Below are 16937 nucleotides of genomic sequence, written 5' to 3'. Positions count from 1 at the left end.
GCATCGAATTTCCCAAGCAGTGACATGTGCTCACATAGGGCGGATGCCGCACTCGCGTAGCGATCACATCTCAAAAGAGATAAAGTAGTAAATCACATAAAGCGCAGCTAACCGGCCATATTTTTCAATTACATCTCTCGATATAGGACTGAATGAATGTAATATTTTACCTGTCAGCGAAAGATTTAAGTGCGATCGAAGTATTTGAGAGCAGTTCTGGATCAACCCTCATGTGGTCAGTTACCAGCCGACGGCCATGGGCGTAATCCTTGGTAGCATTGACACAATCAAGGGCAATAACATAGCCGTCGCGAAGATATATTGTGGAGAAACTGTGATTTTCCGGATTTCCGCGAATAATGACCTTATCGTAGCCTGTCGATAGCCCAACCGTCTGCAAGCGAAGATCATATTGGTTGGACCAGAACCACGGAACCGAATTGTATAACACGGCCTCCCCCAGGATGGACTTGGCCGCTATAACCGCCTGGTCATTAGCATTTTGGATGGATTCCAACCTGATCGGCCCGTCCTGTCCGTAGCTGTTATGGTGAAGAGCACAGTCGCCGACCGCAAAAACAGCAGGAAGACTCGTTCGACATTGGGCATCGACCAAGACACCATTGCCGCCAGCAGCACCTGCCGCCAACAAGGGACCGACCGCCGGTACGATCCCGATACCCACGATGACCATCTCGCATTCAATCGTCTGACCCGTTATGGTACGAACACCGGTAACCTTGTCATTGCCCTCGATACATTCGATGCCTATGCCAAGCCGTATATCGACCCCGTGCGCGCGATGCTCGTCTTCATAGAAGCGGGACAGAGGTTCACCAGCCACACGCGCCAAGACGCGATTTAGCGCTTCGAGCAGGATAACATTCTTTCCAAGCTTTCTGAGCGCTGCTGCGGATTCAAGCCCGATATAACCGCCGCCAATTACGACAGCGGTACGAACATCCTCGAGTTCAGCGCGCAGCCGATCAACATCAGCTCGAGTGCGAACAGTATGAACACCAACGAGGTCGTGGCCACTGCAGTTCAAGCGGCGCGGGGCTCCACCCGTTGCCCATATGAGATGGCCATATTCATATTGCTTCGCGTCTGCGGTAACGACAATATTCGCAGCAGGATTTACGGTATCTATTCGAGCAGAGAGGATCAGGTCGATGCTCTGATCTTCCCAATATGACGGCGGCCGAATGAGAATTTTTTCGAAGCTTTTCTCGCCGGCTAGATACTCCTTGGAAAGGGGCGGTCGCTCATATGGGAATTCCGGCTCATCGCCAAAAATCGCGATTGATCCATCAAACCCGCCATGCCGGAGCGAAATAGCCGCTTGCGCTCCGGCATGGCCGGCGCCGACAATTAAAACGTCGTAACGTTTCATCACTTTTGCCTCTCAACGCTCAGGGCACAGCCAGAGCTACACTTTTTTCAAATCGGACATATCGCTTCAATGGACCAGATCAATTTGGCTTTTTGCTGATTATGTTATGCGCCGACTTGATTTAGCCATAGCTCCCAAGCGCGATGTGTTTGCGTTCCAATTGTTCGCTCACATGCCTCGGCCTCACCAGAACTAAGGAAGATCGGTTCCCCAAGCGCTCGTGCCGACAACTCGATTTCACAGTTTTTCATTGTATAGATGGCGCGATAGACCGCTTGCTCTACCGATGCGCCTACTGCAGTAAACCCATGAGAGCGCATCAAAACTATGTTTGCTTTTCCAAGATGTTCTGCGAGCTGTTCGCCCAACTGGGCATTACTAATCAGCAGATCCGTGGCCGACCCTGCATGATCTGCGAGATCGAAGGGAGCCGGCGTCCCCTCGAGAAAACCGCACATATGGCATATAGGACGAAGAGATTTTCCTGGAACGACGGTGAACGGCAACACGGGCAACGCGTGGCTATGAACGACAGCATGTACGTCAGGCCGCCGCCGATAGATTTCGGCATGGATGTAGCGCTCCAGAAAGAGCCTGACATCGGCAGGCTGGGACACAGCGTTGCCAGACAGATCGACTGTCACGACATCTTCAGGCGCCACCAGGGCAGGTGCCCGATTTCTCGAAATATGGAAAAGCGCTGGATCCTGTTCACTTCGCATGCTCACATGCCCGAAGGCATCAAGAACACCTTGCGAAGCAAGAATGCGACTGCCCTGGGAAACCTTTGTCTGTGCAACCAATGCCACGCTCATGCCAGATCGCCTACACTATTGGCGAGCAAAGCCATGGTTGCGACATCTGCCAGCTCAGCGCTTTGCGCCACGAATGCCGGGCTCCCATGCCGCGCAAACGCATGGCCAACGCCTGCATAGACCTTGACGCTCACTAGCAAGGGGTACTGTTCGGCCGCGCTGGCAATGGCTGCCTGCGCGTCAGGCGGGCATAGATGATCGTCCTGTGCGATATGGAGAAGAAGCGGGCATTGAACTTCGCCCATCTTGTCGAGTGCACCCTGGATGGCAACGCCGTAATAGGACACCGCCGCATCGATCCCTGACGTTGCCGCCAGCAGATAAGCAAGTTTGCCTCCCAGGCAATAGCCTACAGCACCGACTTTTCCATTCGCACCGGGAAGGAAGCGGACATGATCGGCAGCAATAAGTGCGTCTTGTACGGCAAGTTTCTGATCGAGGCCCTTCATGAGACCGGTTGCCCGTTCTCGCGATGCTTCGTCACTCGGGTCTAGTTCCACGCCTGCCGCTTGGCGCCAGAACAGGTCTGGAGCTATCGCCGCATATCCCGCTTGCGCGAAGCTGTCAGCAACCGACCGTATATTCGCATTGATGCCGAAAATTTCCTGCAGCACAACCACGCTTCCACCATTGGGATGGCTTGGAAGCGCAAGATAAGCGCCAAAAGTTTCGCCAGCGTTAGTCTTTAGCGTGACGGTTGAAGAAGTCATTGAAACTGCCCTTTCGCATGGTGCGGAGAAATGGCCAATAAATGTGGAGCCGATAGGAATGCTCTGCAATGCCGGTTGCGTTCATGGCCCCCTCCTGTCGGCCACGCATCAATCAAATTTTGATGACGATCGGTGGCTGCGAGCTTGCCCATTATCCAGCAAATCTCGCGTTCGAAACATGGCATACTGATAATCAGTATGCTTGTAAATCTAAAAACTGCTTACCTTTTTTCGCAGTCTTGTAAGCCAGCAACCACGCCAGGGGTGTTTGCGCGCACCATCATTACTTCCTACGAAATATCGTTGCGCAGCGCCTGCCCGTTTCGCTGGACCTGAAACGGCCCATTCTTGCCCCTGTTATCCAAGGCCAACCACGATGATCGCAAATGTCGTTTGCGACTATGCAAGCGCCGCGCTCAGTCGGTTGTCCAGCCCCCATCGACGACAAGACTTGTGCCGGTCATCAACATGGCAGCATCGCTGGCCAGAAAGCAGATGGGGCCCATCAGGTCGGTAACTTGCCCGATCCTTCCAAGTTTGATCTTGGCCAACACGCTCTCCTTGAATGCGGCATCCTCGAAAAAAGGCTTTGTAAGTGGCGTCTCGATGAATGTCGGCGCGATCGTATTGGATCTGATACCGAACTGCGCCAGATCCAGAGCAAAGCTTTTGCTCATCCCTTCAAGTCCCCATTTCGAGGCGCAGTATAGCGAGCGAGTGGCCCCACCGACATGACCCATCTGCGATCCCATATGGATGAGCGATCCGCTCACCCCCTCTTCGATCATTCGTCGGGCACAAGCTTGTGCGACAAAGAAAGCCGACTTTAAGTTGAGATCAAGCACCGCATCATAGTCCTGCTCCGTGACTTCCCACACCGGCTTGGGACGATTTGTGCCTGCGTTGTTCACTAGTATGTGAAAAGCAGCTCTTTGCACGAAGAACGTACGGACGCAGTCGAGATCGGACACATCAAGCGTGACCGACGACGCGATGCCTCCAGACGCGCGAATGGCCCGCGCGACGTCGTCGATTTCGCCATTGCTACGTGCGACCAGTGTGAGCTCCGCCCCCGCCTCCGCAAGAGCGGCCGCCGCGGCTAAGCCGATCCCGCGACCGGCGCCTGTTACGATCGCTCGTCGGCCATCCAAGCGCATGTTCGGCGTTTGGGGCAGTCCCTTAGACATCGGCGCGCGTATGTTCGGAGGGTTCGACTGCACCGGCATAGGGGACATTGCGCCCACCATAACGCCGCACCCGGATGTTGGCCTGCTCGCCGTGTCCGGAAAAACCCTCTAGAGCGCAAAGTCTGCTACAATATTCACCAATGAGCGACGAAGCCTCGTCTGTTATCACCTTCTGGTAGGTACAGGTCTTGAGAAATTTTCCCACCCACAGACCTCCAGTATACCGAGCAGATTTTTTGGTCGGCAATGTATGATTAGTACCAATAACCTTGTCACCAAAGCTGACATTTGTCCTCGGGCCCAAAAATAGAGCGCCATAGTTTGTCATATTATCTAGAAAATAATTCGGATTTTCCGTCATAACCTGAACATGCTCATTGGCATAAGCGTTCGCTACCGACAGCATTTCCTCATATCCATCACACAGAATTATCTCGCCATAATTTTCCCAGGCCTTAGCGGCGATATCTGCGGTCGGTAGGATAGTAAGCAGCCGCTCGATTTGTGTCAGCGTATCCATCGCGAGCTTTCGCGAATTAGTAATGAAGATTGCAGGGCTCTCAGGACCATGCTCGGCCTGCCCAAGAAGATCTGTCGCGCAGATCTCACCGTCGACCGTTTCATCCGCTATCACCATCGTTTCGGTGGGGCCAGCAAACAAATCGATCCCTACTCGACCAAATAACTGCCGCTTGGCTTCAGCGACAAAAGCGTTTCCGGGCCCCACCAGCATATCCACAGCACTTATGCTCTGTGTACCCAGCGCCATCGCGCCAATGGCCTGAATGCCGCCAAGCGCATAGATAGCATCGGCGCCCGCCATGGCCTGCGCAGCAACAATCGCACGGGCCGGCTTACCATTGAACGGTGGCGCGCAGGTAATAACGCGGGGCACCGCTGCGACCTTGGCAGTGATAACGCTCATATGAGCAGAAGCGAGCAGCGGATATTTGCCGCCTGGCACATAACATCCTGCTGCGTTAACCGGTATATTCTTGTGACCGAGCACAACCCCTGGAAGGGTCTCGACCTCGACATCACGCATGCTTTCGCGCTGAATTTGCGCGAAATTGCGTATCTGCGCCTGCGCAAATTCAATGTCTTTGATTTCCTGCGCGGTAAGCGAATCAATGCAGGCTTGGATCTCATGCTGTGACAGGCGATAGTCGTCGCGGTCCCAGCCATCGAACCTTATGCTTAATTCCCGAACCGCAGCGTCGCCGCGCTTTTCGATGTCAGCCAACGTGCTCTCGACAACGTCACGGACCTTTCGATCGGCCACCGCCCGAATTTCTGCGGCAACCGAACGCTTGAGCCATTGCGCCATACATCCTCCTAAAATGAAACGGTGCCCATTGCATGAGCCTATCCGCCTGATTGTTTGTCATCATTGCACCATAGGCTGGCCCAATCGCGGCACAGCCAGTTTATTCGTCATCCAGAAGCGCGGTGAAGGCGGCAGACTGCAAAAACTGCAAATTCGCATCGACATTCGTTAGTGGGAAGTCGCGCATCAAATAACGATCCCGTACGTCTACCAGCTGCACCCATCACCTGAAAAAATGTTTTAGAACCGTATAATCGTTCAATATCAAGACGGCGGCATATCTATCGGCTTCTTCTCACCCGGCTGCCACTCAAGACCCAGGAAAGCCATCATCCAAACTATGTCTTCCCAACGATCTCCGTGCCTCCCCATCTTTGCCAAACTGCGCCATAAGGCGACCCGTGCGTTAAGCGACTCTATCCTCGCACAGCGATGGGTGATATAGGATGTATACCGATCGTCAGTATGCTTGTAAATGGAAACTAGGGATTTAGATGCGCGACAACGTAGAAATGCCAGGGCATCTTGCCCGCCGATTCCATCAGATTGCGGTGGCCTTGTTTCATTCTGAAATGGAAAGATGTGGTGTAGACCTGACACCTGTCCAATATGCTGCGCTCGTCGCGATCAGTGCTAACCCTGGGATCGACCAGATTACGCTGGCGGGGAAGATAGCCTATGATCGCACGACGATCGTCGGGGTGATTGACCGTCTTACCCGTAAAGAACTGGTCGAACGCAAGATCAGCGAAATAGATCGACGGGCGCGGACACTGGTCATTACGTCTCAAGGAGCTAGGGTTGTCGAAGAGGTCGGGCCGGCAGTAGAAAGGGTTCAAGACGATTTGATCAGTGGCCTCACCCAGACGGAAGGCGATGAACTAAAATCTCTGCTCTTGAAAGCAATCAATGCGCTTAACGAGCGGAGCCGCGCGCCGCAGCGCGCCTGATCAAGCACATTATGGTTCATCATATTGACGTTGCATACACGACCTTATTCGTTTTGTCGGTGACCGCGTTGCATATATCGTTACAATTCCCCTCATCACAGGGTTCAAGAGTGGCAAGCCGTGAGATCATGTCCCACGAGGTGGTGTAGCTGGGGTCTGAGGTGGTCACCGTGATTTTCGGATAGGTTTGGGTTGCGAAGCTCGAACCTGACGGAAGGAACCACGATGACCGACCCTATGATGCACTTGCGTTCGCTGTTGGAGAAGACCCGGACGCTGATATTTTGCGCGACATGATCGCGTTCGCGGCCGAGCGGTTGATGGAGATGGAAGTCGGCAACTTGACCGGCGCTGGCTACGGCGAGAAGTCGCCTACCCGGCTTGTCCAGCGCAATGGCCATCGTGAGCGCGACTGGCAGACTCGCGCCGGAACAGTAGAGTTGCGCATCCCCAAGCTACGCAAGGGCAGTTACTTCCCCGGTTTTCTGGAGCCACGCCGAATGGCCGAGCGGGCGCTGACAGCAGTGATCCAGGAAGCCTCCATCCAGGGGATATCGACCCGCTCGGTCGACGATCTGCTCAAGGCACTGGGTATGGATGGCATCTCCAAAAGCCAGGTCAGCCGACTGTGCGAAGAACTCGACGAGCGCGTTCACGCCATCCTGGATCGCCCGATCGAGGGCGACTGGCCGTATCTCTGGATCGATGCGACCTATGTGAAGCTCCGCCAGAATGATCCTGGCCCAGCCAAGGGCCGGGACTGCCACGGCGTTACCCACAGGGCCACTGGTCAGAGAAAATTGCGCGCCGCCCTCCCGCAAGGGGTCGGCGGCGCTATATGGTGTTTTAAAGGGCTCCTAGGGTTTGAAGCAATTTCAACTTGTTCTTAAAATGTTAGCTTTCGCATCCTTGACGATCCGGCATTTCTCGATACCGTATCTGAGGCTTGCGGAATAGCGCTTCTTCTGCACGTTATTCATGCTAAGAGGCCTCTAGGCTCTAGGGATCGAAAGGAGGAACATGCCCAGCGCAAAGCAGGTAATTGCTCTTCTTGCCGGCCACCTGGAAGGGGAAGAGGAGCGCGTCTACACGATCGCTCTGCAGATTGCAGCGTCAGAGGCACGCCAGGGCCACGTAAAGACAGCAGACCAACTGCGGCAACTCGTCGACGGCGCTCGCCAGCGTGGACTACCGCGGCGCGCTACGCCGCGCCTCGCTGCTGCGACGCCAATCCTGAAGCCGCGCGCTGATCTTGATGAACTCGTCAGCGTCACTCGATGCGATGTTCGACTGGGTGATATGACCCTCAAGGACAGCATCCGCCAGCGACTGGATAAGCTGGTCGTGCAGCAGCAGCAGCGTGCCCGTCTCAGAGAATTTGGCCAACGTCCCAGCGCTCGGCTGCTGCTGGTAGGGCCGCCGGGATCGGGAAAGACATTAACTGCAAGCGCTCTTGCCGGGGAGCTTCATCTGCCTCTCTATACGGTTCGCCTCGACGCGGTGCTTACCCGTTTCATGGGCGAGAGCGCTTCCAAATTGCGCGCCGTGTTCGATCAGATCGCCCAGCAGCGCGCAGTGTATCTGTTCGACGAATTCGATGCCATCGGCGGCAAGCGGGGCGCTGGCAATGATGTCGGCGAGATCCGCCGCGTTCTCAACTCCTTTCTGCAATTCCTCGAAGAAGCCAATGCGACCGATAGCCTCGTGGTGGCCGCAACCAACCATCCCGAACTGCTTGATCGCGCGCTGATCCGGCGGTTTGACGAGATTATAGAGTATGGCTTGCCCGATCAGGCGGCCATCAAGGCGATGGTCGGCAAGAGCCTCGGACGGCTTGGAGGGCGACGCATCGACTGGGCACGGATCACAGCGCTTGCTGAAGGCCTCAGCCAGGCGGAGTTGGCGCGCGCTGCAGATGAGGCGGTCAAGGAGACCATATTGGCCGGAAGGAAGAGTGTGGGTACAGACGATCTACTAACCTCTTTGTCAGCCAGAAAGACAATGCGCGAGGCAGTTGCGGATATCTTCGCAGAGTAAAGGGTGAGCAGCCAAGGATATGCCTTCACCATTTGATCGATCTCATCTGAATATTGATGCCTTCGCTACCGCCAAGCCCTACCAGCGCCCGAACCAAGGTCCGCGCGATGGCGTCCAGCGCGCAACCGAACAGCATGCGGAAAACCTAAAACGACAGCTTGCGACTGCCTGGGCCGACATGACGAGTCTCGTTTCGTCCCGCGACGGTAGTCCGGCCGGCAACGCCGGCACCTACCTCGATTTCGAGACATTGCCTTATCAGCCGCTGCCCGATCTCACATGGGCGACGCAAGGGATTAGACTGGCGACGGCCGATCGCAAATCGGACGGGACAGCGCGCGGAACGCTATTCGTACCTGACACGGCCCGGACATTCCTCAAGGAGAAACTGGACGAATATCGCGACAGGCGGGGCGCGCGACAGCGGCCGGCCCATGAAAGCAGATTTGCAGCGATCGAGCGTCTCTTCGCGTCCCGCCTTACGTCTTTATGGGTCGATCGGCGCCCCCTGCCAGCAAGTGATGTATTGACCTGGTGGGAATGTTGGTGCTGGCCCGACCGGGTGGACCATCTCGTTGCAAAGGCCGAAGCGACTGGGGCCACGGTCGCGCAAGGACGCTTGAGCTTTGCTGAACGCGAGGTGCTGTTTCTTTTCACTGACCGGGCCATGATGGCGCGAATAGCCGCTAGTTGCGACGCGGTGGCTGAACTTCGCCTGGGCCGAGATGATGCGTCGTTTTTCACAAGTGGCGAAGGGCGCGACGATCAGAATGACTGGATAGCTAGCGTAGCGGAACGCCTAGACCATGCCGAAGACGCAGACGCGGTCGCGGTCTGCATGCTCGATACCGGAGTCAATCGTGCGCATCCCTTACTGGCACCTGTATTTGCAACGGATGATCTTCACAGCGTGAAACCTGCCTGGGGCGTCGATGATCATCATGGGCATGGCAGCGAAATGGCAGGTCTCGCACTGTTCGGGGATCTTACAGCAATACTTCCCTCGACCGATGCAATTACGATCCCTTTTGTCGGAGAATCCGTAAAATTGCTGGCGCCTCATGGCTTTGAGGCGACCGAGCCGGGAAGCTATGGCCTCGTGACGCGCCAGGCAATCTATCGCGCCGAACTTTCGAGGGCGACGCGAGAGCGTATCTTCTGCATGGCAGTCACGCAGCGCGACGTCTACGGTCCACGCGCCACTAGCTGGAGTGCGTCTCTCGATGTGCTGGCCTTTGGCGGAGAGGAACTGGATGACCTGCGTCCCCGCCTTATTTGCGTATCGGCCGGCAATCTTCCCGATGGCCTTAAACATGGAGCCCTGGAGGATTGGGACAGCTATGAGGTTGAAGATCCCGCACATGCTTGGAACATTCTGACGGCGGGAGGATATACTCAAAAGGGGCCTATCTCCGACGAAGGGTTCGAGCATTGGCCTTGCGCCGCAGAGATCGGCACCTTAAGCCCTTACAGTCGCGTTTCGGCTACCTGGAATCGCGGCGTTTCTGCGATCAAGCCAGAGCTTGTTCTGGAAGCCGGCAACAAAGGGATCGACGGCGATGATCTCGTCAGCGGCATCGACTCGCTCTCTTTGCTTACGACCAGTTCCAATTCCGTAGCAAAGCCACTCACCCTTGCTTGGGCGACAAGCGCCGCGACCGCGCAGTTGGCTGGCATGGCCGCGAGGATTTTGGCTGACGATCCCGCTCTGTGGCCTGAAACCATCCGCGCGCTGCTCGTGAGCAGCGCACGCTGGACGCCCCAAATGGATAAGTCGCTTTTTGCCCGCCCGGGTAAGACCGAACGCTTGGCTATGCTGCGACGGTTTGGATATGGGGTGCCTTCGATCGAACGGGCTCTGCGATCCCGTTCTAGCACCGTCGCTCTAATAGGGCAGGCCGAGATTCAGCCTTTTGTCCGCAAGAAGGGCGAGACTTCTCGGGTCAATGAGGCCCATTTCTACGAATTGCCTTGGCCAACTGAGGCCCTCCTCGCGCTTGGCGACAAGCAAGTTCGACTACGGGTCGTCCTGTCATATTTCATCGAGCCCAATCCAAGCGCGGACGCGCCATTGTCGCCTGCCCGATATAGATCAGCGGGCCTGCGCTTCGATCTTTGCCGGCGAAACGAAGGGCCTCAACAATTTGAGACGCGCGTAAATGCGCTGGCCTCTCTGGACGACGATGACGATACCATGCCTATTGTCGCCGAGCAGGATGATCCAGGTCGCGTGCTTGGGGTTAAATCGATCTCAGCTGGATCTCTCCATGTTGAAGAGTGGCGATGCAACGCCGCTGACCTGGCAGATCGTAATGTTTTGGCGGTCTTCCCGGTCGGCGGCTGGTGGAAGTCTACCAAAGATAGGGACCGCAACAATGGGAGCATGGCCTATAGCTTGGTGGTCACGATTGACGGCGGCGACATAGAGCAGGACCTTTGGATAGAAATCAATCAGCAGATAGAAGCTCAGACCGAAGTTGACATCGAGACGCGGTGATGATGTCCTGAGACGGCCTCTTCTGGAATGCTGGCCGTAAAATGACGGCCTATGCTACGCTGCTCCATGCAACTATTTCAATCAACCAAGCAGCTTGGTCCTCGCCTATGGTGCCGACTGCCCCTCAGTCCCGACCCGAAGTACGAACGCTGTGCCCGAATTGCGTGCCTCTGGCCCCCCAGCGGCAGCATTGGGTTGATTTAACCGGTAGCCTGAGCCTGAGATAATATTCGCACCTGGTTGAAGGCTTGATTATAGACGCCAGGATGCGGAACAGACAACAGCCAAATGCCAGCCACCCTGGCCTACCTGAAGTGCGGGAAGCCAGACAAGACTTTGCCAGAATGGTTCGGGAGAGTGAACCGAGCGAGAAGCCACTACCGCTCAGTCACCTGACCGATGCCTATCTGTTCCGCTCGATCATGGGAGAGCGAAACGCTCGACCCGGTCCCCTGCCCTGTCTTCAACAAAGAGCCGCTAATCTACTTCTTCTATGGAAGGCCTGCCTATCGGGCGAGCGCTCAGATACAGAGCAACGGCCTTGATGCCTACGCGCCGATCTGCATCATCATGAAGCCCGATGCGGCTGACCCGCGACGCATATTCCCGTTCGACAGCGGCGCTTTTCACCATCATTTGCTTGCCGACTTTACCCATCACAGGATGATGAAGGAGGATTTCGAACTGGACGCCTTGTGAGACATGCCCGGTCGGCTAGTGAACCTTTTTTGGTCCAGCGACGAGGCATATTTCAGCAGCGGACCGACATCAAACTTCGTGCCCGACGTCATGGATTTCGAGGCCAAATCCTATCAGGAGCTGATCCGGTTCAACGGCAAGGGTGAATTCGACGACAGGGCATCAACGATCGAAATACAAGCCGGGCAGGTTGTTGCGCTGGCGCAAAACACGCTGGCAGTGATTCTGCCAGAAGAGTTTGCAAAGCCGCAGATTGTAAAAAAGATCGAAGGGTTCGGAGCGCTGGCCCTACCCTATGACCATCTTGGCCGCGGCCGGCCCAATGAGAATGTCGCGCTCATCTACAGCGTCGTAAAAGCGCTGCTGCGGGGCAAACATGGCAAGGTTAAATATTGGTGAGCATGGCTAATTTGGTGGGCTTTCTCAAGCCCACGGCGGAGCCGACGGGCTTCCTCCTCCCGGTCTTCCAAATGAGCGGCGCCAACGGCCTTAGCGTCCAGACTATCGGTCCGGACGGAGCGGTTATCGGCTTCCACCAGATATTCCCCAAAGACCTGCAAAATCTGCCGCAGGGCGAGACCTGCTCGATCGCCGTTGGCGACCTCGCGCTATGGGGCTACGCGCACGGACCTGGCGCTGTCGATTTCGATGCCCGTGAGACATTGCAGACCCGGCTTCGGCCGGAGATCTTGAAAGCGAATGACCCATTTCTCCAGGTCCAGCTTGCTCGCTTCTGTGATGCCGAGGCCGAACTTGCAGCCGCGTGGAAAGCGGCGTTCGCGCATATGGGCGACATTGCACCACGCAGCGCCATTGCCTGGCGGGATCTGGTCATATTGCCGACTGTAGTCAGACAGGCCGTCGAGGAGATCGCTGCCGATCATGGGATCGAGGAAGAACCCTGTTATTGGGAGAACGCCATCGAGACACGGACACACGCCGGTGGTTTGACGATATGCCTTGCCGCTCCGTTGTTTGCACTCTTCGACCAGGCGAGTGGCACCCGGGAGGAGCTCGATCAGCGGACCAAGGCCGTACGCGAGGCCTTCGATATGCGAAGCGATCGGCTTCATCTGGTCCCCCTGGCGATCGCGAAAACAGGCGCCGAGACAGCGATTGCCCCGCAGGAAACTCTCATCGGGCGCGTCATCATCGCCATCGGCCGCATGGCCGAGGGACTGGCGCGGTCGATCTTCAAGATACCCGATACGGCCCACAATATGGCGCTAAGCATCCCGCAGCCGAGCGGTCAGATGATCGAGCCGATGCTGATCATACGCGACGGCGAACCGGTCTATGATTCGCGCGTACCCGGCGACTTCTCGCTGCTGGATCTCGGCAATCCCGAGGAGCTGGTCGTCATTTTCGAATTGAACGAAGGGGCGGAGGGTGTGTGTCGCTCGGCCTATGATCTTGCAGATCGCTATAGCAGCCAGGGTGTGCGGGTCACCGCCATCATCCCTCATCTCCCTGAGCCGATCTTCAATCCATCGGTGCCGGAGAGCGAAGCTCCATCATGGCTGCAAGCCCCGTGGGACGCGATCTGGTTTCTCAGCGACCGTAGCCCCGGCGTAGCGCAGCAGAACTCCCCATTTGGTCCAGCGCGATCAACCGAAGTGGCTAGACGCCATCTTCGCTTCGCTCTTGATCATTGCGTCGGTTGGATCAGCGGAAATGCGCAAGGGACCTTGAGCATGGTGCGATGCGGTGTAGTGGGCTCAGCCAAAGGAGATCGCGCCGCCCCGACCCTCCTCCAGCATGCGATCGCCCGTCTCCTTCACCCAGAGATCGAGTTGCACTCCGCGCAAGCGGCCCTCATCCAGGTCAATGCTGACCGGCCGCGAAGAGGCGATTTCAAATCCTATCTCAGACGTTCACTCCCGAATGTAGACGTCACTATTAAGCTCAAGGAAGGCAGCGGTCGCCGTCAGGGCGAGCTGATCGTCGCCCTCCAGACGGTTTCCCTTCACCGGGCAACGGCACAAAGCTTTGCAGCGATGTGCGGTCAGGAACTTGCTCGCAGCTGGGAGATCGTTCAAACCCCTGCCGATGATCATGATTGGGAAGTAGAGCGCAAGGACCTACGGCTGTTTGTTGACTGCAAGTTCGACTATGATAACGCGGGCAGCACATACCGGAGCCGGGTCAGCCGTCGCTGGCGCGACGACGTCATCCTGATCACGACCAAGTCGGTTCGCCGAAAGCCTTTCCTACGCCACGTACTAAATGGGCAGACAACGATCCACTATAGCCGTACTTCCGGGGCCGCCGCTATTCACGACCGCCGTTTCAGGCATGTTATCACAGCTATAGAACAAGGTGACCTTATTGTGGAACGGGATGTCCTGCCGGCATGCCTCAACTGGCTAGCGACACAGCAGCCCGTCATCGACATCCTATCCATGCCCGCCCGCGTCGAAATCAGCGAACACGCCAGACTGGATCATGGACATGGCGCCGGAACCTATATGTTCCGCCTTCCACTACTCATCAAAGGACAGCGGGCAAGCGACAATGTCATGCCGGCCTTCGCCACCGCCCAAGTCGTCCTGGACGATCGGGGCTGGCGCCTCCTTCTCCTCAAGCCTCAATGATGTCCGTCGGCTAAGCTGCCCATCACCTGCTTTACCATTCCCCTCGTCCGGTAGCGAGATGCGCCTTCGTTTATGCAGCCAAAGCCTCCTAACCCGCGCGATCTTCCCCTTCCGGCAATCGATCGACGCCCAAAGGGCCGAGATCCCGCGAAGCGGGAGTTGGGTCGGATCGGCGCGCAGCGCCTCGGAGATGAAAGCGACGTTGCCCGTGCAGCGGGCAATCACCCCTAGCTCCCCCGGCTCCCTGAAGCCTGCCGCCCTGACGAGCACGCATCCCTTGAAGGCTCAGGCGAAGCCCAAGCCCCGCCGCATGCTCTCATACCGACCGTCCGCAAAGATGCATGGGCGAGGGTCTCTGCAATCAAGTGGCTGCGGTCAATATGCTGGCGCATGGCCGGGAAACAAAAAATGCCGAAATAGATCCGAAACGATATTCATTCGGGGAAGACTTTCCGCTACCATACTCAACATAGCATCGATGGGGGATTTGCTATGGTCTTCGCGCTCATGTTCGACAATTATCAGGAAAAGGTTCACGCTGACCAATGGTGCGTGAGCCGAAGCGGTACACTTGATTTCTGCAGGCAGTATAGCGTCCTGAGCAGCGACTTCATGGCCTGGGCCAAGTCGGACTTTGGCGATCGTGTCTGGAGGGAAGACCATCCCCTCGGCAGCGAGCGCGGGGCCATTTACGAACTCACACCGGTTGGCCCGCACATGCTCGGCTCCGACGATGGATTAGGTCAAGACCCGACCCGAGGAAGACGAAGCCTAGCCCTGCCGCTCGCGATGCTTATCAGCGGGCTCACCATGGGTTTGGCCGTGCGATCATGGGTTCGCAAGCAGGGCGTCAACAGCGTCACAGGAGATGGCGAATGAGGCGCGCTTTGGTATCAGTGCTCCTGCTGCTGGAGGGCTGCGCAGCGCTGGGTGGGCAAAAGGCGGTCATCGAGAACCGTTACAGTAGCGTCGCCCGCACATCGGAAACTGCGGCCAAAATGGTCCTTTCCGTATCAACCAGCGAAGTGGCCTCGACGCCAGGCGGCGTCGCCATCACAGCGCTCAGTGACAGCGGGCAGGCCGCGCTCATCGAGCAGACCAAGGGCAAGCCCCCGACTGTCATCAAGCCGGCAGGCGTCGGCAGCAAATCAGTCATCGTGCGCGACAGTATCACGCGTCACCTCGTCATCGCTATCCAGCCGGAGGACTTTCTTCCGCCCGGGGACCGTGTCGATGCAATCAAGGTCTCCTTGCAGGTACACCCCGCTCAACCTAATCGCTGGAAAGTCGCGACCTGGACGCAGGCCAGCAACGGCCAGAAGGTCATCGACCTGGGCAAACTCACTGACACGAGCAGCAGTAAGGTCTCGATCGAGTCCGGGATCAAGATTGCCAAATTTTTTCCCGACCTGAGCGTGGCTGGCGAGAGTAGCCAGACGACGGCGCGGGAGGTGCAGCTCAAGGATACATCGGAATTCGACGCGGCCGTCGACAATGACGGTATGGCGTGGCTCTATGAGACCGCCGGCTGGCGTGAGAGCCTAGCACATAATCTGTCGGTCGACGTCGTGCTGAAGACCGACCGACTCATGCTGCGTCCAAGCCCTTTGTCCACCTTCAGCGATCTGTCGATCGAAAGCAGGGGCAAGGATGAACAGCCGGCGAGGCCCGACGCGGTCAGCCTGATCGCGGCCAGCCTCTATGCACCGATCGCCTTCGAGCGCGAGCCAGTCTGCGGCAAGGCCAGACTCACCTATCGCATCCGCCACATCACGAACGGTGGCGGCAGCACATTCAGCGAGTCCGACGATGCGGTCGAGTTCCGGACCGGCACGGCCGAGGTACCCTTTCTCTTCTCTCAACCGCCCTATGAGCCTGGCTATGTCATCGGGATTGGCGACTACACTCTCCACTTCAAAAAGAACGGCGAGCCGAGCTCCCTGATATTCGCAACCCTTGAAGAGGCGACGGCCTTTCGTGAATGGCTCCGTCAAACGGTGCCACCGGGCGGCAAACTCGCCAATGGCAAGATAGGCTTTCTTGTAGGGGGCAGCTTCAAGACCCTCTCAACCGCCCAATATGGCCAGCTGGTCCCGAGCGCCGAAAATGCCGGTCGCGAGGACAAGGAAACCCCAACGCCCTGCACACTTTCCTAGACTGTGACGGAACAGATCATCGCTACGAACAAGGAAGACGGGCCTGCGTCACATGGCGCCACGCTGACATCGAACAGCGGCGCGTCGGGCCATGCCGTCAGCATCGCCCGGATCCTGGCGGGCGCCCAGGAGATTGATCTGCCCCCACCGAGTGGACCGTTTGGTTTGTTAGTGGATTAAGCCCATCGCCGCCATATCCGGACGGAGGTGGAGCGAAGCGGAACCGGAGGCCGGATATGGCGGTGTCGCCGTTTCCGGTGCCGGTGGTCGGTAGCCCAAGCTGCTGTGAGGGCGAACGGTGTTGTAATGCCGCCGCCATGCTTCGATCAGCACTCTGGCCTCTGCGAGGCTGTAGAAGATCTCGCCGTTGAGCAGTTCGTCGCGAAGCGACCCGTTGAAGCTTTCGTTATAGCCATTCTCCCACGGTGATCCCGGCGTGATGTAGAGTGTCTTCACGCCGATCTGGCCCAGCCATTTCTGGACGGCGGTCGCGATAAATTCGCTGCCATTATCAGACCGTATATGTGCGGGCGGACCGCGCGCGATGAACAGGTCGGCCAGGGCCGCCAGAA

At 57.0% G+C, this 16937-nt stretch carries 14 protein-coding genes and 1 pseudogene; 9 read left to right on the top strand and 6 right to left on the bottom strand.

Going from position 1 to position 16937, the window contains the following annotated elements; all coding sequences use genetic code 11:
- Window positions 1-166: 166 nt before the first annotated feature.
- From BMY84_RS25405 to hisD, 5 genes are all read right to left on the bottom strand, one after another.
- Entirely contained in the window at window positions 167-1393 is a 1227-nt protein-coding gene (locus BMY84_RS25405; RefSeq protein ID WP_093087675.1) for an NAD(P)/FAD-dependent oxidoreductase, read from the bottom strand.
- Between the two features lie 104 nt (window positions 1394-1497).
- Entirely contained in the window at window positions 1498-2208 is a 711-nt protein-coding gene (locus BMY84_RS25400; protein WP_093087674.1) for a class II aldolase/adducin family protein, read from the bottom strand.
- Window positions 2205-2918: a dienelactone hydrolase family protein gene (locus tag BMY84_RS25395; protein ID WP_093087672.1), complete on the bottom strand. Its 714-nt coding sequence runs from the start codon at window positions 2916-2918 to the stop codon at window positions 2205-2207. Before BMY84_RS25395 ends, BMY84_RS25400 begins: the two co-directional genes overlap by 4 nt.
- A 416-nt stretch (window positions 2919-3334) precedes the next feature.
- Entirely contained in the window at window positions 3335-4105 is a 771-nt protein-coding gene (locus BMY84_RS25390; RefSeq protein ID WP_093087670.1) for an SDR family NAD(P)-dependent oxidoreductase, read from the bottom strand.
- On the bottom strand, window positions 4098-5432 hold the full coding sequence (gene hisD / locus BMY84_RS25385) for a histidinol dehydrogenase (RefSeq protein ID WP_093087669.1): 1335 nt from the start codon (window positions 5430-5432) through the stop codon (window positions 4098-4100). Before hisD ends, BMY84_RS25390 begins: the two co-directional genes overlap by 8 nt.
- A gap of 494 nt (window positions 5433-5926) precedes the next feature.
- Here hisD and BMY84_RS25380 point away from each other — a divergent pair, with 494 nt between their 5' ends.
- The 9 genes and pseudogenes from BMY84_RS25380 to BMY84_RS25340 all read left to right on the top strand — a co-directional run bounded on the left by BMY84_RS25380 (window position 5927) and on the right by BMY84_RS25340 (window position 16365).
- Entirely contained in the window at window positions 5927-6382 is a 456-nt protein-coding gene (locus BMY84_RS25380; RefSeq protein ID WP_093087667.1) for a MarR family winged helix-turn-helix transcriptional regulator, read from the top strand.
- Window positions 6383-6607: 225 nt separating this feature from the next.
- Window positions 6608-7113: pseudogene (locus tag BMY84_RS25375) on the top strand (transposase); the annotation flags it as partial.
- A gap of 289 nt (window positions 7114-7402) precedes the next feature.
- Window positions 7403-8419 (top strand): AAA family ATPase, encoded by a 1017-nt coding sequence (locus BMY84_RS25370; protein WP_093087666.1) that lies wholly within the window; start codon window positions 7403-7405, stop codon window positions 8417-8419.
- Window positions 8420-8438: 19 nt separating this feature from the next.
- The gene (locus BMY84_RS25365; protein WP_093087664.1) at window positions 8439-10916 is read left to right on the top strand and encodes a S8 family peptidase; all 2478 of its coding nucleotides are present in this window, start codon (window positions 8439-8441) and stop codon (window positions 10914-10916) included.
- A gap of 399 nt (window positions 10917-11315) precedes the next feature.
- Entirely contained in the window at window positions 11316-11615 is a 300-nt protein-coding gene (locus tag BMY84_RS25360; RefSeq protein ID WP_093087663.1) for a hypothetical protein, read from the top strand.
- 3 nt (window positions 11616-11618) lie between these two features.
- The gene (locus BMY84_RS25355; RefSeq protein WP_093087661.1) at window positions 11619-12014 is read left to right on the top strand and encodes a hypothetical protein; all 396 of its coding nucleotides are present in this window, start codon (window positions 11619-11621) and stop codon (window positions 12012-12014) included.
- The gene (locus BMY84_RS25350; RefSeq protein ID WP_143075161.1) at window positions 12011-14209 is read left to right on the top strand and encodes a hypothetical protein; all 2199 of its coding nucleotides are present in this window, start codon (window positions 12011-12013) and stop codon (window positions 14207-14209) included. Before BMY84_RS25355 ends, BMY84_RS25350 begins: the two co-directional genes overlap by 4 nt.
- Window positions 14210-14701: 492 nt before the next feature.
- Window positions 14702-15088, top strand: coding sequence for a hypothetical protein (locus BMY84_RS25345; protein ID WP_093087658.1), 387 nt, complete (start codon window positions 14702-14704; stop codon window positions 15086-15088).
- Window positions 15085-16365 (top strand): hypothetical protein, encoded by a 1281-nt coding sequence (locus tag BMY84_RS25340; protein ID WP_093087656.1) that lies wholly within the window; start codon window positions 15085-15087, stop codon window positions 16363-16365. The genes BMY84_RS25345 and BMY84_RS25340 overlap by 4 nt, the downstream gene beginning before the upstream one ends.
- A gap of 168 nt (window positions 16366-16533) precedes the next feature.
- Here BMY84_RS25340 and BMY84_RS25335 read toward each other — a convergent pair.
- A partial coding sequence (locus BMY84_RS25335; RefSeq protein WP_143075160.1) for an integrase core domain-containing protein occupies window positions 16534-16937 on the bottom strand: 404 nt, incomplete at its 5' end.

Source organism: Sphingobium sp. AP50 (assembly GCF_900109095.1).
GTDB lineage: Bacteria > Pseudomonadota > Alphaproteobacteria > Sphingomonadales > Sphingomonadaceae > Sphingobium.
Note: the sequence above shows the minus strand (reverse complement) of the source record. Positions and strands in the feature narration are given on the sequence as shown.